Source organism: Paludisphaera soli (assembly GCF_011064595.1).
GTDB classification, from domain to species: Bacteria; Planctomycetota; Planctomycetia; order Isosphaerales; family Isosphaeraceae; genus Paludisphaera; species Paludisphaera soli.
The window spans coordinates 13,240-37,055 of record NZ_JAALJI010000041.1 but is presented as its reverse complement, the minus strand read 5'-3'; the positions used below and the strand labels follow the sequence as shown (position 1 = coordinate 37,055).

Genomic DNA, 23,816 nt, shown 5'->3' with positions numbered 1-23,816 from the left:
GAGTACTAGACTGAAACCGGAGGCACATGGATCTGTACTTTCCGGTACTTCATGCGGCGAGACTGCTGCCGCTTGCGTACGGATAGCCGGGTATCGTTGAGGCTCGACAGTTGTGAATGTACAGCCAGCGGTCGGGGTCCGCAGCCTGGGCGCGAGTTCAGGCCTTGGCTGACGACACGCCAAGGCGATCCTCCAACCCTTAGACGACCGCCTCGGCCGTCGTCAAGGCGGTCGCCGCGTGGCTGCGGGCGGAAATCGGCGACTCGCCGACCGAGGCCGCGCGAATTGGACCCCGAGTGGGCGTGCTGAACACCGGCGGCGAGTCATTGGGGAGAACCTTCGGCTGGGCCGTCCGATTTGCACGCACCGTGTCGCTTGCGTAAGTTGTAGATGCGATTGATGCCTCGTCGACTCGAACATTCGGATCGCGCCGGAGCGAACGGCGTGCGGACGCCCGGAGATCGGAGGACTTATGGGCGGGAAACTCGGGCCCGAAGCCGGTGGATCGCCCTTCCAAGTCCAGCGCATCTGCCGCTACCTATCCGAATGGTCGCCCCGGCCGACGGTCGTCGTCGAGGGGGAGTCGCACGTCGTGATCTATCTCAACCCCGCCTTCGCCCTCCTCGTCGGTAAGGCGAAGGGAAGCCTCATGGGCCGGCCGTTCGCCGAGGCCGTGCCGGAGGGGACGGGGAACGGCTGTCTCGCGCTCCTCGACCGCGTCTTCCACACCGGACGGCCTGAAGACCTGGTTGAGCAGGAGCATCGCCAGCCCGACTCCCACCCCGTCTTCTGGTCGTACGCGGTCTGGGCCGTCCTCGGGGAGGACGATCGTCCGGCGGGCGTGTTGATCCAGGTGACGGACTCGACGGAAATCGCCCTCTTCCGACGCCAGGCGGCGGAAGTGAACGAGGCGCTCGTCGTCTCGGCGGCCAGTCAGCACGAGCTGGCGGACGAGGCGAGGAAGGGCCGCGACCACCTCGAGGAGCGAGTTGCCGAACGAACCGCCGATCTGTCGCGAGCCCTGGCCCTGGTGGAGCAAGAGGGGGCCGAGAGGCGGCGGACCGAACAGGCCAGGTTGGAGCTGCTCCGACGAGTCGTGGACGTCCAGGAGGAGGAGCGGGCCCGGATCTCGAGGGAGCTTCACGACCAGATGGGCCAGCACCTCGCGGCCCTCGCGATGGAACTGCAGATCCTGCGGGACGCGTTCGACGAGTCGGCCGTCTCCGTAGGACGCCTAGGCCGCCTGCAGGAGACGACCGCCCAGGTCGGCGTCGCGCTCCACCGTCTTGCCTTCGAACTCCGGCCTCCCTTGCTCGACGACCTGGGGTTGGAGGCCGCCGTGCGGGACAACCTCGAGGAATGGTCTCGACGTTCCGGCGTCGCCTTCGATTTCTGCGGCTCCGGCTTCAACGGGGCGCGTGTCGGCACCCAGGTCGAGACGACGGTCTACCGCATCTTTCAGGAAGCATTGACCAACATATCCAAACACGCGCGTGCGGCGAACGTCTACGTCGTGCTCGAGAATCGCGGCGGCTCGCTCCAGCTCACCATCGAGGACGACGGGCGGGGCTTCGACCTCGAGGCGGTCCTGGGCTCGCCCGATGCGAGGCGCCGACTGGGGCTGATCGGCATGGAGGAGAGGGTGTCCATGGTGGGCGGGACACTCGTCGTCGAATCGCGTCCGGGAGGGCCGACGACCCTCTACGTCCGGATCCCCGCCCACACAGAAGGAGGGGGGGATCGGCGATGACCAGGCTTCGCATCTATTTGGCCGACGATCACGAAGTCGTGCGCGAGGGCCTGCGCTCGCTCATCTCCGCCCAGGATGACATGGAGGTCGTGGGGCAGGCGGCCGACGGCGCGACCGCCGTCGAAGAGGCGACGCGGCTCGCGCCCGACGTCGTGGTGATGGACGTCTCGATGCCGGAACGGGACGGAGCGAGCGCCGCGGAGGACATCAAGCTGGCGCGGCCGGCGGTCAAGCTGCTGGCCCTCACCGTCCACGAGAACAAGGCGTACATCCGACGGCTGCTCGCGGCCGGGGCGTCCGGGTACGTCCTGAAGCGTTCCGCCGCCGCGGAGTTGATCCGGGCCATCAGGACGGTCGCCGCGGGCGGCGTGTACCTCGACCCTTCGCTCGTCGAGACGGTCCTCGTCGACTTCGTCAAGGAGCCGGGGCGGCCCGAAGCCCAGACCGGCCGGACGCTGAGTGGACGCGAAGAGCAGGTCCTGCGCCTCATCGCCAAGGGGCTGACCGGCAAGGAGATCGCCGCCCGATTCGAGATCAGCGTGAAGACCGTCGAGACGCACAAGCATCGAGCGATGGAGAAGCTCGGCCTGTCGGGCCGGGCGGAGGTCGTCCGCCACGCCCTGCACAATGGTTGGCTCGACGACTGACGCCCGGCGACGATCTCGAAGCCGGCGCGTAGGGGTTCTTCCGACGAGGGATTTCCCGGAAGCCTGATACCGCGGATCCCTCCTCGGCCCCGATGATCGAGGTGGATGCCGAGGTGGATGGCCTCGATTTCTCATCACGCGTCTCCACGACGGGGACGGCCTCGTCGCGCGCCGAGCCAGGGAGGTCTCGCACCCGAAAAGGACGACCGTATGATCGACGGAACGCCCGCGTTGCCGCATTGCTGGGATCGCGGAAGACCCCGTCGCTCCGACGCGACGACGCGGAGGGACGAACTGCTCACGAGGCTCGCGCACGAACTCGGCGACTCGATAGCGGCCGTCTGCACCGCGGCCGCGTTGATCATCGCGTCCGAATCGGAAGAGCATCTTCGGCTGGCCGTCGGCGTGATACGCCGCCAAAGCTCTCAGATGACCCGCATGGTCGACGATCTGACGCAGGCCCTTCTCCTGGGTCGCGGCGACCAGCGGATTTCCAGGGATCCGCTCAATCTCTGCGACGTCGTCGTCGCCGCCGTCAATGCCATCCGACCCCTCGTAGACGGCCGCGGGCACGCGCTGGAGGTCGTCCTGCAGCGCGAGCCGATGACCGTGAACGGGGACCCGATCCGCCTCCGCCAGGTCTTCGTGAACCTGCTCGCGGACGCGGCCTGGTTCACCGACAAGGGCGGCCGGATCACGATCGATGCGAGGCGCGAGGGGGCGGAGATCACCGTCGCGGTTCGGGATACAGGCCGTGGCGTCGCGCCCGAGATGGTCCCACTCCTCTTCGAGACGTATGACCGGAAGACGCGCTCCAGCGACCCTGGGTGGGGACGGATGGGGATCGGGCTCTCGGTGGCGAGCGGGCTGGCGGCGCTCCACGGCGGGAGCGTGACCGCGGCCAGCGACGGGCCCGAAGCCGGGAGCGAGTTCACTGTCCGGCTGCCCTTCGTCGAGTCGCCGCAGGCGTAGCAGTCGGCAGCCAGGGATTCGACGCGTGCGCACGGGCCACGCCCATGAGCGGCCGCCTTGACGAGCCTCCATGCGCAATTTGGAGAGGCCGGACATATGAAATCAGCTCAGGACCATTCACTTGCGCCCGCGAATAGTCCTTCCATCGCCGTGATCGAGAGTCTGCAGGATTACGTCGAGGGAAATCTCTCGCTCCTCGCCCCGGTCGAGCGTTGCTGGCAGCCGACCGACCTCCTCCCTAACCTGACCGCAGAAGGCTGGCGAGAGGAGATGCAGCGGTTTCGTGAGCAGGCCCGCCTGCTGCCCGATGATCTGCTGGTGGTCCTCGTCGGCAATATGATCACCGAGGAGGCGCTGCCGAACTACGCGATCGCGCTCGAACGCGTCGCGAGGGACCCGACCGGCGCGACCGAGACGCCGTGGGCGCTATGGCTGCGCGGCTGGACGGCCGAGGAGAACCGTCATGGCGACCTGCTCAACGCCTACCTCCGCCTCACGGGCCGCGTCGACATGCTCGCCGTGGAACGGACGGTCCACCACCTCATCCACAACGGCTTCTCCTACGGCAACGAGAGCGACGAGTACGCCGGGCTCATCTACGCCGCATTCCAGGAGCGGGCGACCCGGCTGAGCCATGGCAACCTCGCCCGGCTCGCCTCCGGTCGCGGCGAGTCGAACCTCGCCGCGATCTGCCGCAAGATCGCCGCCGACGAGGCGCGGCACGAGGTTTTTTACACCAAGGTCGTCCGCGAGCTTTTCAGGCGCGACCCCGCGGGGGCGGCCCTCGCCTACCGCGGCGCGCTGAAGAAGCTCGTCGCGATGCCGGGCGGCCGGATGGCCGACGGCCGCGACCCGGATCTCTTCGCTCACTACTCCGGCGTGGTGTCGCGCGTCGGCGTTTATACGATACGGGATTACGCGGCCATCATTCAGCATCTGAACGAGGCCTGGGACCTTCAAGGGCTCCAACTGGTCGGCAAGGCGGCCAAGGCCCAGGACTACATCTGTCGGCAACCGGGTCGGTACGCGGAACTCGCCGACGAGATCGAAGGGCGCACCGGCGAGACGCCGACGGCCCGATTCTCCTGGCTGTTCGATCGGCCCTCGTGAGTCGGCCCTCGGGCCGAGAACCCGGGCGCATTCGATCGGCCGATCACGGGCGCTTCTCCTCGGCCCAACGCACCTGTCGCGACCAGTTGCCCCGGACCAGGAAGCGTCCGTTCACCCGGCCGGAGAGCCAGGAGACCACCTTGAACGTCACGCCGGGATGAAGCTCGGCGAACCGCTCGACAGTCGCGACGTCCATGAACGTGCCGACTCGTCGGCCGTCCAGGCTCCGAAGCACGAGCCAGTTCGCCGGCCTTTCCCCGTCGCCGCCCAGCATCCGATAACAGCGCCCCCGGGGCGTCGACATTCCCCACGTGCCTCCGACGTAGAATTCATCGCCCTCGCCCGGCGAAGACGGGAGCGCCGCCGCCTCGCGGGATTTCGGCGGCGGCGCTCCCCGTGCTCAGGGACCGGTCGCGCGGGCGAAGTCGCCTGAGTCCGCACACGATAACTCGACCTCGGTGCGGCGGCGATCGCGAATCCAAGAGAGATGTGGATTTGTCTGAAGGTCCTGACGCGCCGTCGGGTTTTACCCGACCCGAAGAAGACGGCCTCAGATCGTGACAACTCTCGAGCGGCAGGGAGACGAATGGTCATGCATGCGAAATCGACGCGGGGGACGACTTCGTCCCGCGGCTTGCCCTGCACCTGACGACCTGGCAGGCGACGACCAGAGGAGAGATCACTTCCTCGCGGTCCTGAGCCACGAGCTGAGGAATCCGCTGGCCGCCGTCCGCAACGCGGTCACCCTCGCGACCCGTTCGGACACGAGGGAGAACCTCGAGTGGAGCCGGGACGTCACCGCCCGCCGGGTGAAGAACTTCGGCCATCTCATCGACGACCTTCTCGACGTCTCCCGGGTCAGCGAGGGCAAGATCCAGCTGCAGAAGGAGGTCGTCGCCGCCGCTACCATCCTCAGCCACGCCGCCGAGGCCGTTCGGCCGATCGTCGAAAAGCGGAAGCACGAGCTTCCGGTCTCGCTCACCTCCGCGACCTTGAAGTTGGAGTCCGATTCAGCTCGGCTTGAGCAGATCCTGGTCTACTTGTTGACGAACGCCGCGAAATTCACGCCCCCGGGGGGTCGCATCCAGCTCATCGCCGGAACGGAACGACAAGAGGTGGTCTTTCGCGTGCGGGACGACGGGGTGGGCATCTCCCCCGAGCTGCTGCAGACGATGTTTGACCTCTTCGTCCAGGCCGACCATTCGCTCGCGCGGTCCGAGGTCGGCCTGGGCATCGGCCTTGCCTTGGTCCCGTCGCTGGCCGCGCTGCATGGGGGCACCATCACCGCGACGAGCGATGGACCCGAGAGAGGGAGTGAATTGGTCCTGAGAATTCCGGCCACCTCAAGCCCGGCGACCCAAGCTCACTCATACAAGGAACCGGAAAAGACGAAGAATCAGCTCTTGCGAGTGCTCGTCGTCGATGACAATGAGGACATCGAAGAACGACAACCTTGCGGCAGTCGTGGGTCCCACCGATCCGGAGGCCTCGGCGGGTGGACGGGCTCGCATCGCGCCCCAACAATTCCCGGGTCGTCGGGGGTGAACATCAGGATCATCCGACCCGCGATCGCGAGATGCAGTCGACGATGCACTGGATCTCGACGGTCATCCGGCCCCTCACCGTGACCGTCCGCCCAAAGTGCCTGACCTGGGCGTCGCGCGGCCGGTTCAGATAGCCCTGGAGCTTCTTCGGAACGATCAACCGCCGGCGTTCGATCCGGTCGCCGTGCTTGTCGACCGTCGTCGCCTCGTCGCGTTCGGCGGCCAGTCTCCGAGCGTAGGGGGCAAGCCACGCCCGAGGCCGCCGCATTGGCGTATGACCAAGTGGCCATCCGGCTCAGGGGCGACTTCGCATCGATCAACCTACCGGCGGCTGATCTTTTGCAATTCTTCTACACGGTCTGGCCGCGTCAGCCCAACGCGGGTAAAATGCCCTAGGGACGAGTGAGCATCGTAACTTGTTCGCCCAAAAGCAGTTTAAGTGTTATCGCAAGGTTAGAGCGATGCCACGCCAGGGCGAGAAGACCGGGATCTAGGTTCGTGCGCCGCAAGGCGCGAGGGTTCGAGTCCCTCCTCTCGCATCCCGAACTTCCCTTCCCGACCCGCACGCGGCGAGCCGCAAGGCCGGGCCGCGTCTCGGGCGTCTCGGGGCCTTGGCGAAGGCCCGGGCCCCGGCCGCGGGTCGGCCGCCGCGGGTCGGGTCTCGTGAGATGGGGGCCCCTTCGCGCATGGGCGAGCCTCGGAGGAAATCGACGGCCCCGATCGTGCTGGTCGCCGTCGCCATGACGGCCGCGGCCGTCGGCGGATTCGCCATCGAGCGGATCGCCGGGATCGCGTCGGCCCCGGTCGACGCCGGCCCGCCGATCGCCCACGCCTGGCACCTGATCGCCATCCAGGGCCTGATCCTGGCGGTCGTCTGCCTGGCCGGCCTGGCCCTCTGGCACCTCCGCCGCCGCGACGAGGCCGCGGCCGGCGAGGCCGCCCTGCGCGCCGTCATCGAGGCCGCCCCCAACGGCGTGGCCCTGGTCGACGGTTCGTGCCGCATGATCCTGGTCAACGCGCGGATCGAGTCGCTGTTCGGATACCCGCGCGGCGAGCTGCTGGGACGGTCTATCGAGATCCTGCTGCCCGAGGCTTCGGAGTTCCTCTGCCGCCGCACCGCCGCCGAGGCCCCGCCGGTCCTCCGCCGCGACCTGGGGGTGATCCGGGGGCTGGAGACGAAGGGCCGCCGCAAGGGGGGCGGCACGACGCCGGTGGCGATCAGCCTCGGCATCGTCGAGATGCACGACGCGCCCATGGCCGCCCTGATCGTCCACGACCTCTCCGATCGGGTCCGCGAGGAGGCCCGGCTCCGCGAGGCCTATCGCGCCCTGCGGTTCGCCAACGACCGGCTCAGGGGGGTCGTCGAGGGGACCGACGACCAGATCGCGGCCCTCGACCGCGACCGTCGCTTCATCCTCCTCAACGCCGCCTACAAGGCGCGGTTCGCCGGCCTCTTCGGCCGGGCGGTGGAACAGGGGATGCGGCTCGACGAAGCCCTGGCCGACCGCCCCGACGACCTCGCGCGGCTGCGATCGCGATGGGACCGGGCGCTCGCCGGCGAGCGGTTCCAGGTCGTCGCCCCCTATCCCGGCGGCGACGGGACGGTCACCCACCTGGAGCTGTCCTTCAGCCCGATCCGCGACGACCACGGCGACCTCATCGGCGCCAGCCAGATGGTCCGCGACGTGACCGACCGCGTGGAGACCGACGCCGCCCTCCGCCGCAACGCCGCGCAGCTCGAAGCCCTCGGCCAATCGCGCGAGAAGGCCTACCTCGCCCTGCAGGGGGCCTACGAGGAGCTGAAGCTGGCGGAGAGCCGGCTCGTGCAGGCCGAGAAGCTCTCGGCCCTGGGCCAGCTCATCGCCGGCGTCGCCCACGAGATCAACAACCCGCTCGCCTTCGTGGGGAACGACCTGGCCATCCTCCAGCGCGACGTGGCGGGCCTGGTCCAGCTCGTCCGCCTCTACCAGCAGGCGGCGGCGACGCTCGCCGAGCGGCACCCCGAGCTCGCGGCCGAGGTCGACGAGCTGGCCGACCGCATGGACCTGGAATACTCGCTGGAGAGCCTGGAGAGCCTGACCAACCGGGCCCGCGAGGGGCTCGGCCGGATCCGCCGGATCGTCAAGGATCTCCGCGACTTCGCCCGCCTCGACGAGGGGGACCTGGACGAGGCCGACCTCAACGCGGGGCTCGCCTCCACCGTCAACATCATCGCCGGCCTCGCCCGCGAGCGCGACGTCCGCGTCGAGCTGGACCTCGCGCCGCTCCCCAAGGTGACCTGCTCGCCGGGCAAGATCAACCAGGTGGTGCTCAACCTCCTCATCAACGCCGTCGACGCCAGCCCCCGCGACTCCACGGTGACCCTCGCCACGCGGCCCGAGGGGGGCGAAGGGGTCGTGATCGAGATGACGGACCGGGGCGTCGGCATCCCGCCGGACGTCCGCGACAAGATCTTCGACCCGTTCTTCACCACCAAGCCGGTCGGCAAGGGGACCGGCCTGGGGCTTTCCATCAGCTACGGCATCGTCCAGGACCACGGCGGCCGGATCGAGGTCGACTCGACGCCCGGCGTGGGCTCGCGGTTCTCGGTCCACCTCCCCCTGACGCCCCCCCGCAAGCCGGACGTCGAAGCCGCCGCGCCCGCCCTCGTCGACGGCAACTGACGGACGAGGTCCGCGGCCGCGGCCGCGGCCGCAGGATGGAGGCCGGGATGGATCACGAAGAGGCGGGACGATTCTGGGACGCCAACGCCGACGCCTGGACGAGGCTGGCGAGGGCGGGATACGACGTCTACCGCGATCATCTCAACACGCCGGCCTTCTTCGAACTCCTGCCGGACGTGGCCGGCCTCCTCGGGCTGGACATCGGCTGCGGCGAGGGGGCCAACACACGCCTCCTCGCGCGTCGGGGGGCCCGGGTCGCGGCCATCGACGTCTCGGAACGGTTCATCCAACATGCCAGACGGGCCGAAGTGGAGGAGCCGCTGGGCATCGACTATCGGGTCGCCTCGGCGGTGGACCTCCCTTACTCCGACGCCGCGTTCGACTTCGCCGCCGGCTTCATGAGCTTCATGGACGTGCCCGAGACGGACCGCGTCCTGGCCGAGGCGTCTCGCGTGCTCCGGCCGGGCGGATTCCTGCAGTTCTCGATCTGCCATCCTTGCTTCGACACGCCGCATCGCCGCAACCGGCGAGACGCCCGGGGTCGGACCTACGCGATCGAGGTCGGGGACTATTTCCGGAACCTCGAGGGCGAGGTCTCCGAGTGGACCTTCGGATCCGCGCCGGCCGAGGCGAGGGCCGGACTCGCGAACTTCCGCGTCCCGAGGTTCACCCGGACGATCAGCCAGTGGCTCAACCTGCTGATCGACGCCGGATTCCGCCTGGAACGCCTCGCGGAGCCTCGCCCGGAGGACGCAACGGTCCGGTCCCACCCCGCCCTGCAAGACGCCCAGGTCGTCTCCTATTTCCTGCATGTCCTGGCGAGGAAGCCCTGATCGGCGGCTATTCCACGGGCCGCCCCTGGCGAAGTCGGCGTTCGGCCCGCTTGTCCTCCCGGCGCTGCTGGCGGATCTCCTTCTGGACCTGCCGCTCCTCGGGCGTCCGCGAGAACGGCAGGCGGAAGCCGGGTAAGAGGATCTCGCCCCCCGGGGCGACGCCCGGCTTCGGCGGCGGCGGGATCGCGTCGCGGCCCCGGTCGACAGGTTCGTCCTGGAGTCGGGGCACGACGCCGGGCTCCCGCGCGGCGGGCTCGTCCCGAAGGCGCGGCACGACGTCGCGAGGGCCTTCGAGGGCCGGGCCGTCCAGCCGAGGGCCGTCGACCGGCGGCTGCACCCGGATCGGGGGCGCGGGGGCGGGGCGGGCACGGCCGGGGCCGCGGCGGAACATCTGGCCGATCCCCTGGCCGACGCCCAGCGTCGTCTCCAGGATCGACTCGCCGAAGTCCTTGAACCGCTCCTTGATCTTCTCGCCGTCGATCTTCGGCTTGTCGAGCGTCCCGGTCAGCGGCACCTGGATGCGGGCGTTCTCCAGCAGTACCGAGACGACCGGGATGTTCTTCTCCGGCGGCACGACGGCGAACGTCGCCAGCATGTCGATCCGCTTGTCGAAGTCCATCCAGCCCTCGATCCCGATCACCGCGACCTCGCCCACGGGCAGGATCAGGCCCTCCTGGTAGATCTTCCGGCCCAGGATCTGGACCGAGACCGGGTCGCGCAGGACGAAGATCGCCTTGCGCTCCAGGTTGAACGTGTTGATCAATTGATCGACCAGCGGGCCGGGCATGAACCGCACGTCGTCGAACTGCACGTCCCCCTCGACGCGGGTCTTGGTCGTGTCGCCGTCGAGCGGGAACTGGGCGTCGACCAGGTCGAACGACACGCTCCCCTCGACGCGGGTCGCCTGATCCAGCACCGGCGCCACGAACGAGAGGACGCGGTGCGAGACCTCGTCGTTCACCACCGCCCCGGCGAGGCTTGATCCCTGGCCCAGCCGGAGCCAGCGGCCGCCCTGCTCATCCTTCTCGATGGTCGGGTCGAGCTGGAGTCGGCCGCCGTTGAGCATGGCATCGATCGGGGAAATCGCGACCTCGCCGTCGGCCGCGCGGACGGCCAGCGTGGTCCGCTCCAGCCTCATGCCGAAGACGTCGACCAGGTCGAGCTGGACGCCCACCGCGCCCTCCAGGTCGGCGGCCTCCCCGCTCGACTGGTCCAGGGGGATCCGGCCGGCCAGGCTCCAGGCGTGCGGTCGGCCCTGGATCGAGGCGTTGGGCTCGACGCGCGCGGCCAGCTCGCGGGTGAGGAGTTCCCAGTCCGGCGCGAGCATCCCCTTCAGGTCGACCACCGGCGCGGCGCCCAGCTCCTGGATCGTCCCCTCGCCGTTCGCCCGGAGGTACGGCGTGTCGAGCTTCAGCGCCGTCACGTCGAGCCGACGCTCGTTCGCGGCGACCTTGGAGTCCAGCGACAGCGTGACCGCGCCGATCTCGCGCTTCGTCCCGCCGGCTTCCAGCTGGACGAGGTCCTGGCCCTGGACGACCGCGTCGAGGTCCCAAACGTCCCCGGACTGCTTGCCGTCGACCTCGGCCGCGAGCACGCCGGCCACCTTGGGCTCCGGCAGGCCGGCGACGTCCTGGATCGAGACCAGGTCCCCCGAGAGGTCCACCTGGAACCAGGCCGCCCCTTGCGAGCGGAGGCCGCCGGCCAGCACCTCGTCGACCGAGAACGCCGCGGGCTTCTCGTCGGCGCCCGGGGCCGCGTCGCGCCGGGTCAGCTTCAGCTCGTCCTTCTTCACGTCGTACCGCGCCACGCCTCGCCAGACGTAGCCTTCCCCGGGGGCGAACGCGTCTCCGGGGCCGACGACGGGCGAGGCCGACACCTTCAGGTTGCTCGCGTCGACCGATTCGGGGCTCGCGACGACGGTCCCGGAGACCTCGACGACCCGCTTCGCCCTGCCGGCCCCCAGGTCGACCGTCGTGCGGGCGAGGGCCTTGACCATCGAGGGGGTGGGGACGCCGGACTCGGAGGTCGTCTCCAGCTTCAGCTCGTCCTGCTCGCTGCGGGCCTGGAGCGACCCGAACCGCCAGTCGCGCGGCAGGCCCGACGGGTGGGCGTCGCCGCGCACGGCCAGTTCGCCGCGGATCTCGGCCCGGGAGACCTCGTCCACGACCGGCAGCCCCGCCAGCACGAGCTTCTTGATCGCGGCGTCGGCGTCGAGCTGGAAGCGGCCTTCCTTGCGGAGGTACTTCGCGTGGAGCGTCCCCGAGCCCGAGGCCTCGAAGGCCCCCAGGTCGACCCACTCGCGGAGCCGCTTGTGGGCCTCGGCCAGGTCGTAGGTCGCGTCGGCGACGATGCCGTCGTCCAGGTTCCCCTTGCCGGTCGCGGTGAGGAACGGCGTCCGGAGGTCCAGCTGCTCCAGGGCGATCGCGTCGGGCGTGCGGTCGAGGCGGACGACGAGCGTGGTCGGGTCGTTCCAGGCGAGGTGGCGGTCGCCCTTGGTCGCGGCCAGGTCGTCCAGGCTGGCGGTGACCTCGATGCTCTGGCCGGGCTCGCCGCCGGCCGGTCGGGCCCGGGCCTCGGCGAGCAGCCGGACCGCCCCCTTCTCGACGGTCACGTCGTCCTGGAGCCGCAGAGTGTGACGAAGCTGGCCGGCGATCGCGGCGAGGTCGACGCGGCCCTCCAGCTTCGCCGAACCGTCGGCCGCCGGGGGGAACTGGCCCGAAGCCGCCAGCGTGGCGGCCGGGGCGTCGAACGCGAACCGCTCGACCTCGTACACGCCGTCCCGGCCGTGCGCCTTCCAGCCGACCTTCACCTCGCCCTGGCGGAACTCGTCGCCCGAGAGCTTCGGCCCCTTCGCCAGGAAGTCGAGGATGTGCGCGTCCCCCTCGGTCGTCGCGGCGCCGTCGACGACCTGGACGCCCAGCGAGCCCGAGAACTCGCCCGAAGTCTGCACCCCTTCCAGCTCGCCGAACGTGGGGGCGATCCGCCAGGGCCAGCGGTCGCCCGTGACGGCCAGGGCCACGTTGCGCATCGGGTTGACCCCTTCCTCGACCCTGCCGAGGCTGCCGGCGATGGTCATCCGGCCGGGCTCAGCGCCCTCCTTGTCGCGGGCGAGCTTCAGGTCCCAGCCGATCGGCTCGGGGTAGCGGGTCAGGTCGATCGCGATGTCGGCGTGGTCGGCGTAGAACGGGTCCGCGACCCCTTCCTGGGTGAACTGGAGGGTGGAGTCGACGATCCGGATCTGGATCGTGTGCTCGGGCCGATCCTGGAGGATGGGCTTGAGCGTCTCCAGCAGGTCGACTTCCCCCTCCGTCGACCGGCCGATCTCCACCGCTCCTTTGGGCATCGTGAGCGTGCCGACCACCGGCCGGGCGAACAGCATCTGCGAGAAGCTCCACGAGAACGTCGCCGTCGGCGCGGCGACGAGCTTGCGGCCGCTCGCGTCCAGCAAGGCCGGGGCGACGAGCCGCGTCGAGCGGAACCACGACAGGCTCACGCTCTCGAACGACACGCCCCCGGGCGCGAGCACCTGGTTGGCGGCGGCCAGGATCTTCGGCCGCGCCCAGGCGGAGCTGGCGATCCAGGGGAGCGACGCGAACGCCAGGGCCGGGATCGCCAGGAGCAATGCCAGCCCCGCCCAGATCCACCGCCGCCGCCTCGGCCGGCGCGGAGCCGGGACCTCGCTCGAAGTGCTCATGAAGTCCGCTCTCGATCCCGAAGGCTGGAGGATTCCGCCGGCCGACGCGCCCGGCCCTGGCGATGGAATCACTATAACCGGCCCCCGCCCGATCCGTCCCGCCCATTCGCGGGGCCGTCGCCGAACCGAGGGGCGGCCTCGGGATGTCCCCTTGACCATGGGGCCCGTCGATTTCGACAATAAGGACCGGCCCTTCCGACGCCGTCCATCGTGCCGCCCCGCGAGACCGCGAGCCGATCGCCCTCGTCGCCATCGATCATAGATCAAGGATCGCGAGCAGATGACCCAGCCCGCATCGACCGAATCGTCCGCGACCCCGACGATCCCCCAGACACCCGACACCCTCGGCCGCTTCGGCGCGTTCGGCGGGCGGTTCGTGCCCGAGACGCTGATGGACGCCCTCAACCAGCTCTCCGAGGCGTACGAGGAGGCCAGGGCCGACCCCGAGTTCGTCCGCGAGCTGGAGTACTACTGGAAGGACTACGTCGGCCGCCCCTCGCCGCTCTACCGGGCCGACCGGCTCTCGAAGTTCGCCGGCGGGGCCGACATCTACCTCAAGCGCGAGGACCTGAACCACACCGGCGCGCACAAGATCAACAACGCCATCGGCCAGGTGATGATCGCCCGGCGGATGGGCAAGAAGCGGGTCATCGCCGAGACCGGCGCGGGGCAGCACGGCGTCGCCACGGCCACCGCGTGCGCCCTGTTCGGCATCTCCTGCACGGTCTACATGGGCGAGGAGGACATCCGCCGCCAGAAGCTCAACGTCTTCAACATGCGGACGATGGGCGCGACCGTCGTGCCGGTCGCCAGCGGGTCGAAGACCCTGCGCGACGCCACCAACGAGGCCTTCCGCGACTGGATGGGCTCGTCGAAGGAGACGCACTACACGATCGGCAGCGTCGTCGGCCCGCACCCGTTCCCGATGATCGTCCGCGACTTCCAGTCGGTTATCGGCCGCGAGGCCCGCGCCCAGATCCTGGAGAAGGTCGACCGCCTGCCGGACGCCGTGGTCGCCTGCGTCGGCGGCGGGTCCAACGCGGCGGGGATCTTCTACCCGTTCATCGGCGACGCCGAGGTCGAGCTGGTCGGCGCCGAGGCCGGCGGCCGGGGGGGCAAGGCCGGCGACCACGCGTCGAGCCTGACCCAGGGGAAGCCGGGGGTGCTGCACGGCAGCTTCAGCTACGTCCTCCAGGACGACGACGGCCAGACCCAGGACGTGCACTCGATCTCCGCCGGCCTGGACTACCCCGGCGTCGGCCCCGAGCACGCCTTCTGGAAGGACTGCGGCCGCGTCCGCTACGAGAGCGTCACCGACGCCGAGGCCCTGGCCGCCTACGGCGAGGCCGCCCGCCAGGAGGGCATCCTCCCCGCCCTCGAATCGAGCCACGCCATCGCCCAGGCCTTCAAGGAGGCCCGCCGCCTCGGTGCCGGCAAGGTCCTCATCGCCTGCCTCTCCGGCCGGGGAGACAAGGACGCCTACGAGGTCGCCCGCCTCCGCGGCGAGCCCCTGGGCTGAGACCTCGACAGCCTTCCCCCCTGGCGGGGGAAGGTGGCCCGAAGGGCCGGGTGAGGGCGAAGACCAGCACGAAGGCCGTCGGAGAAACAGGTGGGCGGCCGTCGCGAATCGTCCTTCTCCCCTCGTGGGAGAAGGTGGCCGAAGGCCGGATGAGGGGGGCGCTCCAAGAAGCCGTCGCTCATCCGCGAAGTCCTCCTTGATGGTCCCCCTCATCCGGCCCTGACGGGCCACCTTCCCCCACCCGGGGGGGAAGGAAGGACCGCCCACCTCGGCCCGGTTCGTGATAAGGTACATCCAAGAAACGTCGCGCCGACGCGGTTCGTCGGCCGGCTTCGCGAGGGGGGACTCGCCCGTCTTCCCCCCAGGCGAGCGATCCATCGGAACGAGACGGGCCGCCTCGCGCTGCCGCCGGCCCCTCCATCATGAACCGCATCGACGCCCTCTTCGCCCGCCTCAAAGCCGAGAACCGGCGGGCCCTCATGCCGTTCCTCACCGCCGGCGACCCCGACCTGGCGACGACGGCCGTCCTGATCCAGGAGTTGGTGCGCCGGGGGGCCGACCTGCTGGAGATCGGCATCCCGTACTCCGACCCCGTCGCCGACGGCCCGGTCATCGCCGCGAGCTACCACCGCGCGCTCACCCAGGGCGTCCGGGTAGGCCACATCTTCCAGACGCTCCGCACCCTGCGGGCCGAGGGGGACGAGGCGGTCCGCGAGACCCCCTTGATCTCGATGGTCTCGTACTCGATCGTCAACCGCATGGGCGTCGAGCGCTACTTGAACGACGCCGCCACGGCGGGCCTCGACGGCCTGATCGTCCCCGACCTCCCCGTCGAGGAATCGGCCCGGCTCCAGGAGAAGGCGACCCAGCGCGACCTCAAGCTGATCCAGCTCATCACGCCGACCACTCCCCGCGCTCGGGCGGTCGAGATCGCCCGACTGACCACGGGCTTCATCTACTACGTCTCCGTCGCCGGCATCACCGGCGAGCGCAAGGCCCTGCCCGAGGACCTGAAGGAGAACGTCGCCTGGCTGCGGACGCAGACCGACCTGCCGATCTGCATTGGCTTCGGCATCGGCTCGCCCGAGCAGGTCCACGAGCTGGCCTCGGTCGCCGACGGCCTCATCGTCGGCTCCGCCCTCGTCCGCCGCCTCGCCGACGCCGCCAACCGCCCCCGCGCCGACGTCGTGAAGGAAGTCGGCGACTTCATCGGATCGCTGTCCGAGGCGTTGGGCGGCCCCGCGAACTGAGCGGCGCCCCTCCCCAGTCTCGTCGGAAGTCCACGCCGAGGTAATTCTCGCAACGGAGGCCGCACGAGGGCTCCCGTGGACAGGTCGGGGGCGGGGCCGGAGCGATCGCCCTCGACCGCAGCCCCGGCTGTTCAGGCGCCCGTCAGGGAGTTGCGGCATCCGGGGCGGGATCTCCTGTTCGGGAACATCCGGGTTGTCGACGACGAGGTCGTACCAAGGCGCGTCCGTCTCGACCTCGACCACCGGGCCCGCCGGTCTCTCGCCCCGGATGCAAGAGGATTCTATGCGCGTGACGAGTCCACCAGCGATCCCCGGGGGTGGGACGCCCACCCTGGGACGCCGCGCTCGAGCCGACCCCAACGACCTGCAGCAGTCCGTCTGCGGGACGGCACGGGTGCTTCATGGTGCCTCATCGGACGGGGCGGTCACCGATCCTCCCCCGCCACGAGACCGGCCGAAGGCGACCATCCTGGGACCTCGTCCCTTCCGCTTCGAGGGCCGAGCGCGAGCCGAGGCTCTCGATCGACGCGCCCCGCATGCGATCGCCATGCTCCGAAGGCGACCGGCGTCAGTAGGCGAAATCTCCGGCGCGGTGCGTCGCGAGTCGACGCAAGAGTTCAGGACGGGTCGTATTCCGGAGGAATCGCACGGAGCCGTCGCAGAGGGCGAAATTCACGCCGCCGGGGTGGATCCCGCGGAACGCGTCGTGCCCGGCCTGATTCGAGTCCAGGACGAGGATCGGCGCCGTCGCCCCCCGAGGCGGACGGGCGAAGCCCAGCACCATGCCGAAGACGCCGCCGACGGACGGCGACGGCCAGGACGGGTCCGTCCCGTGTCGCGCTCCGGTGACGACTCCGTCCGGGACGACGCCGGCCCAGGTCGCGTCGGAGAGGCCTCGGGACCGCTCGCCGATCATCAGCGTGTTGGACGTGCCGTCGATGACGTCGAACATCCGCCGCGAAGCGTCGCGGGCGAAGACGCCGTCGACTTCGTCCGATGCCGGCCCCCCCTCCGGCCCCGAGCCGCCGCAGCCGACGTATTGCGCAGCGGCCAGGTCCGCAGGCAAACCCGGGACCGCTCGGCCGGCGTGATATGCCGCCGGGCCGGTGCGGAATTCGCTCGGGCAGAGGAAGACGGCGAGCGTCGTCGACCTCACGGTTTGCGACTCTGGCGCCTCCACCGAATGTTCCATGTTCAACCCGCCGTACAGGGCCGATTGCTCCAGGAACGGCAAGGACAAGGCCCCCCAGGCCCATCCGGGGCCGGTCTCGGCCCCTTCGATCGTCCGGCCCAGGTAGCCCGGCGGGAAGGCGGTCCAGGCATCATGATAAAGGTGCTGGCCCAGCACGAGCTGCTTGAGATGCCCCTGACATTGCGCCCGCCGAGCCGCCTCTCGCGCGGCCAGGACCGCCGGCATCGCCAGCGCCATCAGCAGGGCGAGGATCGCGACGACGACCATCATCTCGATCAGAGTGATCGCGCGACGCCGGCCGCCGTCGGCCCTGACGAGGTCGCCCATCATCCCCTCCAATTCATGGCACAGGTCCAGGGGCCAGTTCGTTTATTCTACAGATGTAAGACGAGCGATCAACCCGATGACGTCGCCGAGCAACGCCCGCAGGTCATCATCGGTCCGCCGCCGGTCATGCTTCTTCAGGTCGTTCGCCTTCGAAGCCGTCGGGAGCCTTGCGAGGCCTCGGCGAGCCGAGTACGGTGGTCCGGGGTCCGGGATCGAGGCGCAAGCGGAGGTCGACGATGGGCGGTTGCAGGCTCGTGGCTGCGTTCGTGCTCGCGGTCGAAATCGGGTCGCTCGGCACCGGCCGAGCGGACGAGCCGCCGACGATCCCGGTCGGGGCCGACGCCTACCTGCGCTGGGACCAGTGGCCGTTGCAGCGCATCGGTATCCGAGCTTACATGCGGAGCACGTACGACCGGACGGGCGGGAACGAGGGGGCGGACGCTTCGCACTTCCTCTATCAGGAGCGGGAAGACCTGAACGTCTCGCTCGACGTCGAGGGGCGGGGAGCCCTGTATTTCGCGCGGTTCAACCACTGGCACGGCAGCCCCTGGACGTTCGAGGTCGACGGCAAGCCGCACGTCGTCCGCGAGACCAGCACGGCCGACCCGGACCACCCCACTCCGGGCTCGGTCTTCCTCCCCGAGGCGGCCTTCCCGAAGCCCCTGGCCTGGACCTGGCCCGACACCAAGGGGGCGGACCTCTCGTGGGTGCCGATCGCGTTCGACCGATCGTTCCGCATGGGGTACGGCCGGACGCACTACGGGACGGGTTATTATATCTACCACCTTTATCCCCGAGGCTCGCGGCTGTCGCGGACTCTCGCGCCCTGGGACGGCGCGTCGGCGCCGGACCCGGCCGTCCTCGCCCTGATCGACCGCGCCGGGACCGACCTCACGGCCGGCCTGGAGCTGGCCGAGGAGCGGGGCGAGGTCCGGGTCGAGGGGCGGGCGGTCGAGATCGCGACGATCGAATCGGCCCCTGCGACGATTCGCGTGGTGGAGTTCTCGGCGCCGAAGGCCTCGGCCCCGGCGTTCGGCCGGGCCCGGCTCCGCGTCACCTGGGACGGCCGGCCGGACGCCTCGATCGACGCGCCCGTCGCCCTCTTCTTCGGCACCGGGACGCTCTTCAACCGCGAGGGCAAGGAGCACCTCGTCAAGGCGTTCCCGGTGAACGTCCGGTATGACGCCGACCGCGTGCACCTCGCCTGCTACTTCCCGATGCCCTACTTCCGGTCGGCCCGGTTCGAACTGGTCGGGACGGACGACGCCGAACCCGTCGACGTCCGCTGGTCGATCCGCCGCGAGCCTTACGACGGGCCGCCGAACCACGTCGGCTACTTCCACGCCTCGTACGTCGACCACCCGTCGCCGACGCCCGGCGAGGACCTGTCGCTCCTGGACACCACGAAGGTCGAAGGCGGCGGCGACTGGTCGGGCTCGTTCGTCGGCACCTCGTTCATCTTCTCGCACGAAGCCGACCTGACGACCCTGGAGGGCGATCCGCGCTTCTATTTCGACGACGCGAAGTCGCCGCAGGCCTACGGCACGGGCACCGAGGAGTGGGGCGGCGGCGGCGATTACTGGGGCGGTCGCAACATGACTCTGCCGTTCGCGGGCCACCCCGTCGGCGCGAAGGACGCCAAATCCGCCGTGTCGGACGAGGACCGGATCGAATCGGCCTACCGGTTCCTGCTGGCCGACCTCATGCCCTTCGGCCGGAACGCCCGCATCACCCTGGAACACGGCGGCACGAACGAGTCGACCCAGCACTACGAGACCGTCGCCTACTGGTACGGCCTCCCCGCGCCGTCGCTCATCCCGACCGACGTGCTGGAGATCGGCGACGAGGTCAGCGAGCAGGCCCACGACTACCGATCGCCCGACGCCTCGGCCCCCGTCGAGATCGTCTCGCGCTACGAGCGCGGCGTCGACCATCTCCGGGGACGGGAGATCTTCCCCGCCCACGCCGAGCGCGGCCGGACGACGACGGGGACTTCGGAATTCACCCTCAAGCTCGATCCGTCGAACGTCGGCGTCCTGCTCCGCCGGACGCTCGACTACGCCTACCCGAATCAGCGAGCCGAGGTCGACGTGGCCGACGTCGGCCCCGACGGCGCGGTCAGCCCCTGGCGAAGCGCCGGCGTTTGGAACCTGGCCGGCTCGAACACCTGCTACTACTCCAACCCCAAGGCCGAGCTGGGCCCGCCCGAGCCCCTCGTGCAGACCTCCAACCGGCGCTTCCGCGACGACGAGTTTTCGATCCCCCGCGACCTCACCGAGGGCCGGTCGGCGATCCGGGTCCGCATCCGCTTCACGCCCGTCCCGCGTCCGCTGCTCCCCGGCCGCCCGCTGCCGGACCTCGCCTGGAGCGAGATCCGTTACACGGCCTACAGCGTCGTGACGCCGAGGCTCACGCCGCCGCGATGACAAGGCGGGCGATCGCCCCCGCCCGCGTGCCACGGTCATTCCGGGGCGACCGCCGGTGCCGGCTCATCCAGAAGCGCCGCGACGGCGGGTCGAGGCCGCCAGCGACACAGAGCCTTGCACGGTCCTCGTCCGCCTTCCTCGGGTCTCGCCCGGTTCGTGACTTCGGCTCCTGGCCGGGATTGCGGCCCAATCTTACATTTGTCAAGATGCGTCCGGGGACGGATCCGAGGAGAGATCGCCGACCATGCGTCATCACGCCCTGGCCCTCGCCTTCGTCGCGTCGCTCGGTCTCGGTTGCGGTGGGGCGGGCGACGGCGCCCTCGACGTCCCCCGCGCGACGCCGGGGCTCGAACTCCAAGCCGAGGACTACGCCCGCGCTCGGTCAGGCTTCGCGACCCGGCTGCTCCGGCGCGGGCCCTCGCCGTCCTCGTCGGGAGAGGGGCTGGCTCCTCCGGCCGGCGCCCGGGCGGTCGAATATGCCTCGGGCGGGCGTCGCTTGACGGCCTTTCGGAGCCTCCCCTCGCCCTCGGGGACGAGGAGCCCGGCCGTGCTCTTCCTCCACGGCGGGTTCCGGTTTGGGGAGGGGCACTGGGAGATGAGCCGCCCTTTCCGGGAGGCGGGTTACGTCGTGATGACGCCCGTCCTGCGCGGGGAGAACGGCCAGGCGGGGGACTTCTCGCTGTTTTACGACGAGGTCGACGACGTCTTGGCGGCGGCCGAGGTCCTGGCCGCGGCACCGGACGTCGACCCGAAGAACGTGTTCCTCGCCGGCCACAGCGTCGGCGGGACCCTGGCCCTGCTCGCCGCGATGACGTCGTCCCGGTTCCGGGCCGCGGCGTCGTACTCGGGCTCGCCGGACCTGGGCGTCTATCTCGCCGTCAGCCGGACGTCGCCCCCCTTCGACGTTTCGTCACCGCCGGAGATGCGGCTCCGATCCGCCGTCGCCTATGCCACGAGCTTCCAGAATCCGGTACGCCTGTACTGCGGCGAGGACGAGTTCTGGGTCCAGGGCGCGACCCGACGTACGGCGATCCTGGCGACGCGGGCGGGGCTCGACGTCGAGGCGGTCGAGCTGCCGGGCGATCACTTTTCATCCGTCCCCGAGGCGATCCGACTGACCCTGAACTTTTTCCGAGGCCGCCTGGTGCGGGAATGACGTCGCGGGCTCAGCCCGCCTGGAGCCGCTTCAGGACGGCGTGGCCGACCCCCTCGGCGCTGGCGGGGTTCTGGCCGGTGATGAGGCGGTCGTCCTCGACGACGTGGCTGGCGAGGGCGAACCAGGCCTTGGAGTACTCCGCCCCCCGGCTCTGGAGTTCTTCCTCGAGGTTGAACGGGACGACCTCCTGGCGCTGGACCTTGGCCTCCTCGTTCCAGGAGAAGCCCGTCGCCTTGCGGCCGGCGAGGAGGAGCGAGCCGTCGGCAAGCCTGACGTTGAGCAGGCCCCCCGGCCCGTGGCAGACGGCCGAGACGACCTTGCCGGCCTCGTGGAACGCGGCGACGAGCCTTTGCAGCTCGGGCGAGTCCGGGAAGTCGAACATGGTGCCGTGGCCGCCTGTCAGGTAGATCGCGTCGTAACGCGCGGGGTCGACCTCGGCGAGGCTCAGCGACCGGTCGAGCCGGTCCATGTAGGCCCGGTCCTGGTACCGCTCCAGCGTCCCCCCCTGGGCCAGGACTGCCTGGGCCAGGCTCTCCGGGTCGAGCGGCACCTTGCCCCCCTTCGGGCTGGCGACGTCGACCGTATAGCCGGCCTCCTCCAACACGTCGGTGAAGTGGGTCAGCTCGCCGAGCCAGAGGCCCGTCCGGTAGCCGGCCTTCTCATACTCGTCGGCGCTCGTCACGATTGCCAGGATTCGGTTGGTCGCGGCCATGAGCAGGGTCCTCGGTGGGGGTCGCCGTCGCGGGTCGGGCCTTCCCACCCTCGCCCTGCAAACGCCGATCCATTCGAGGAATTCGTTCTCGGACCGGGCGATCCGGACCATCGTCAACAGGAGGGACCGCTACGCGCGGGACGCGGCGAGCCCCTGCGGCGATACGGCGTACTCGCCGCGGCCGCGACGAAAAACACCCGCGAAGCGCGCCGAACGAACCCAATTTCCGGGCACGAAAACCGATCTTAAAGACTTTTCGAGAAAGACTTTGCAGCCGATGGGTTCGTTTTCCGGCGGCGCGAACGAACCCAATCCGGCCGGGGCCGGGGGCAGGCCTCAGACTTCGAAGCTCTCGTGGAGGTCGGGGATGTGGACGGGATTCTTGACGAACGGCTGCATGACCGGGGCGAGGGCGTCCATCGATTCAGGCTCGCCGTGGACGATGAAGCCGTGCTCGATGCCGCCGCCGGTCTGCTCGTACCACCAGGCCAGGTCGTTGCGGTCGGCGTGGCCGGAGAAGCCGTCGAGGACGTAGACGGCGGCGTTCAGGTCGTACCACTGGTCGAGGATCTGGACCCGCTCGACGCCGTCGGCGAACTTCCGGCCCAGGGTACCCTCGGCCTGGTAGCTGACGATGACGATGGCGTTCTCGGGATCGGAGACGACGTGCCGCAGGTGGTGGCGGATCCGGCCCGCCTCGCACATCCCCGAGGAGGAGATGATGATCACCGGCCCGCGCAAGTAGTTCAGGCGGCGGGAGTCCTCGAACGACTGGCAGTATTCGACGTACTTGGAGCCGAAGTAGAGCGGGTCCTTGTCCATCAGGGCCCGCGCCTCGGGAGTGTAGGCGTCGGGGTAGTCGCGATGGATCTCGGTCAGGCGGTTGGCGAGGGGGCTGTCGACGTAGACGGGGATCGGCCGCAGCTTGGTCGTGGCGAACAGCTCCTGGAGGCAGTAGACCATCCGCTGGGTCCGGCCCAGGCTGAACGCCGGGATGACGATTTTGCCCTGGAGCCGGATCGCCCGCGCGACGATGGCGTGGAGCTGCTTCATCAGCCGTTCGTAGGGCTCCAGCTCCTTGCCGCCGTAGGTGCTCTCGGTGACCAGGACGTCCACGTCCTTGACGATGGTCGGGTTGGGATGGAGCCCGGTGTCGCGACGGCCGAGGTCGCCGGTGAAGACGAAGCGGCGGGCCCGGCCCTCCTCCTCGTAGTCGATCTGGACGATGGCTGCGCCGAGGATGTGGCCGGAGTCCCGGTAGGTCAGGTAGACGCCCGGGGCGATCTCGCGGGGCTCCTCATAAGGGAGACGCTCCAGCCGCTCGACCATCCACTCCACGTCATGCTGCTCGAACAGGGGCCCGGGGGACTCGACGTGGGGATGGCGGATGTGGGCCATCCGGACGTCCTCGCGCTGGATCCGCGCGCTGTCGCGGAGCATGATGCTGCAGATGTCGCCGGTGGCCGGGGTCACGTAGATGGGGCCGGAGTAGCCCATCTTGACCAGGTACGGGAGGCGGCCGATGTGGTCGTTGTGGGCGTGCGAGACCACCACGGCGTCGAGCGACTGGGGGTCGAAGGGGAGCTGGCGGTTGGGGCTCGCGGGGTCGATCCGGTCGGAGTCGAACAGTCCGCAGTCGAGCAGGATCCGCGAGCGGCCGATCTCCAGGAGGTGCGCACTCCCCGTGACCTGTCGGGTCGCCCCGTGAAACGTGATTCGCAACCCAAGTCCTCCTGACGATCGCTCCCGCGGCCAGGCCCTGTCGAGCGGGCCTCGAAGCCGTGATCGCCGGTGATTCCCGTTCGTCCATCATGCGAAGGGGAGCCGCGGGACCGCCTCCCCTGCGAGGGGATCGAAATCCCGTCCCCGATGGATCTTGCGAGATCGCCGCGATTCCCAGCGATTTCATCATGACAGGATCGAGCGATCCGATCAAGCCATACCGAACCGGCTGAGCCCGCCGCGATCGACCGCGTCGGGATGTTCGGGCTCCCCCCAGGGTGCGGCGAACCAGGACCTTC

16 protein-coding genes are annotated in these 23,816 nt (G+C 69.8%); 11 read left to right on the top strand and 5 right to left on the bottom strand.

The features are described 5' to 3' along the window. Positions 1-472: 472 nt before the first annotated feature. From G6O68_RS29355 to G6O68_RS29340, 4 genes are all read left to right on the top strand, one after another. Positions 473-1,750 (top strand): sensor histidine kinase, encoded by a 1,278-nt coding sequence (locus G6O68_RS29355; RefSeq protein ID WP_165252910.1) that lies wholly within the window; start codon positions 473-475, stop codon positions 1,748-1,750. Further along, positions 1,747-2,397, top strand: a complete 651-nt coding sequence (locus tag G6O68_RS29350; protein ID WP_165252908.1) for a response regulator — start codon at positions 1,747-1,749, stop codon at positions 2,395-2,397. Before G6O68_RS29355 ends, G6O68_RS29350 begins: the two co-directional genes overlap by 4 nt. Positions 2,398-2,835: 438 nt before the next feature. Next, positions 2,836-3,369 (top strand): sensor histidine kinase, encoded by a 534-nt coding sequence (locus G6O68_RS29345; RefSeq protein ID WP_165252906.1) that lies wholly within the window; start codon positions 2,836-2,838, stop codon positions 3,367-3,369. Positions 3,370-3,519: 150 nt separating this feature from the next. Further along, positions 3,520-4,479, top strand: coding sequence for an acyl-ACP desaturase (locus G6O68_RS29340; protein ID WP_240911555.1), 960 nt, complete (start codon positions 3,520-3,522; stop codon positions 4,477-4,479). 43 nt (positions 4,480-4,522) lie between these two features. Here the strand turns inward: G6O68_RS29340 and G6O68_RS29335 are convergent, their stop codons facing one another. Further along, positions 4,523-4,675 (bottom strand): hypothetical protein, encoded by a 153-nt coding sequence (locus tag G6O68_RS29335; RefSeq protein ID WP_165252904.1) that lies wholly within the window; start codon positions 4,673-4,675, stop codon positions 4,523-4,525. Positions 4,676-5,075: 400 nt separating this feature from the next. On the opposite strand from G6O68_RS29335, the gene G6O68_RS29330 reads away from it, so the two are divergent. The 3 genes from G6O68_RS29330 (at position 5,076) to G6O68_RS29320 (ending at position 9,519) form a co-directional block, all read left to right on the top strand. Then, positions 5,076-6,107 (top strand): sensor histidine kinase, encoded by a 1,032-nt coding sequence (locus tag G6O68_RS29330; protein ID WP_165252902.1) that lies wholly within the window; start codon positions 5,076-5,078, stop codon positions 6,105-6,107. Between the two features lie 602 nt (positions 6,108-6,709). Further along, positions 6,710-8,686: a PAS domain-containing sensor histidine kinase gene (locus G6O68_RS29325; RefSeq protein ID WP_165252900.1), complete on the top strand. Its 1,977-nt coding sequence runs from the start codon at positions 6,710-6,712 to the stop codon at positions 8,684-8,686. Between the two features lie 47 nt (positions 8,687-8,733). Further along, positions 8,734-9,519, top strand: a complete 786-nt coding sequence (locus G6O68_RS29320) for a class I SAM-dependent methyltransferase (RefSeq protein ID WP_165252898.1) — start codon at positions 8,734-8,736, stop codon at positions 9,517-9,519. A 7-nt stretch (positions 9,520-9,526) separates the two neighbouring features. Here G6O68_RS29320 and G6O68_RS29315 read toward each other — a convergent pair whose 3' ends face one another. Beyond that, positions 9,527-13,213: a hypothetical protein gene (locus G6O68_RS29315; protein WP_165252895.1), complete on the bottom strand. Its 3,687-nt coding sequence runs from the start codon at positions 13,211-13,213 to the stop codon at positions 9,527-9,529. Between the two features lie 280 nt (positions 13,214-13,493). Between G6O68_RS29315 and trpB the strand changes: the two genes are divergently transcribed. Together trpB and trpA are read left to right on the top strand one after the other, a co-directional pair. Beyond that, entirely contained in the window at positions 13,494-14,732 is a 1,239-nt protein-coding gene (gene trpB / locus G6O68_RS29310) for a tryptophan synthase subunit beta (protein ID WP_165252893.1), read from the top strand. A 422-nt stretch (positions 14,733-15,154) separates the two neighbouring features. Then, a complete protein-coding gene (trpA, locus tag G6O68_RS29305; RefSeq protein WP_165252891.1) occupies positions 15,155-15,982 on the top strand; it encodes a tryptophan synthase subunit alpha in 828 nt (275 codons plus the stop codon). 568 nt (positions 15,983-16,550) lie between these two features. Here the strand turns inward: trpA and G6O68_RS29300 are convergent. Beyond that, positions 16,551-17,504, bottom strand: coding sequence for a DUF1559 domain-containing protein (locus G6O68_RS29300; RefSeq protein WP_165252889.1), 954 nt, complete (start codon positions 17,502-17,504; stop codon positions 16,551-16,553). A gap of 233 nt (positions 17,505-17,737) precedes the next feature. On the opposite strand from G6O68_RS29300, the gene G6O68_RS29295 reads away from it, so the two are divergent. Beyond that, on the top strand, positions 17,738-19,927 hold the full coding sequence (locus G6O68_RS29295) for a DUF2961 domain-containing protein (protein ID WP_165252887.1): 2,190 nt from the start codon (positions 17,738-17,740) through the stop codon (positions 19,925-19,927). A 244-nt stretch (positions 19,928-20,171) separates the two neighbouring features. Beyond that, positions 20,172-21,083 (top strand): alpha/beta hydrolase family protein, encoded by a 912-nt coding sequence (locus G6O68_RS29290; RefSeq protein WP_165252885.1) that lies wholly within the window; start codon positions 20,172-20,174, stop codon positions 21,081-21,083. 10 nt (positions 21,084-21,093) lie between these two features. Here the strand turns inward: G6O68_RS29290 and G6O68_RS29285 are convergent, their stop codons facing one another. Next, entirely contained in the window at positions 21,094-21,795 is a 702-nt protein-coding gene (locus G6O68_RS29285; protein WP_165252883.1) for a type 1 glutamine amidotransferase domain-containing protein, read from the bottom strand. Between the two features lie 336 nt (positions 21,796-22,131). Continuing rightward, the gene (locus tag G6O68_RS29280) at positions 22,132-23,517 is read right to left on the bottom strand and encodes an MBL fold metallo-hydrolase RNA specificity domain-containing protein (RefSeq protein WP_165252881.1); all 1,386 of its coding nucleotides are present in this window, start codon (positions 23,515-23,517) and stop codon (positions 22,132-22,134) included. Between the last annotated feature and the right edge of the window lie 299 nt (positions 23,518-23,816).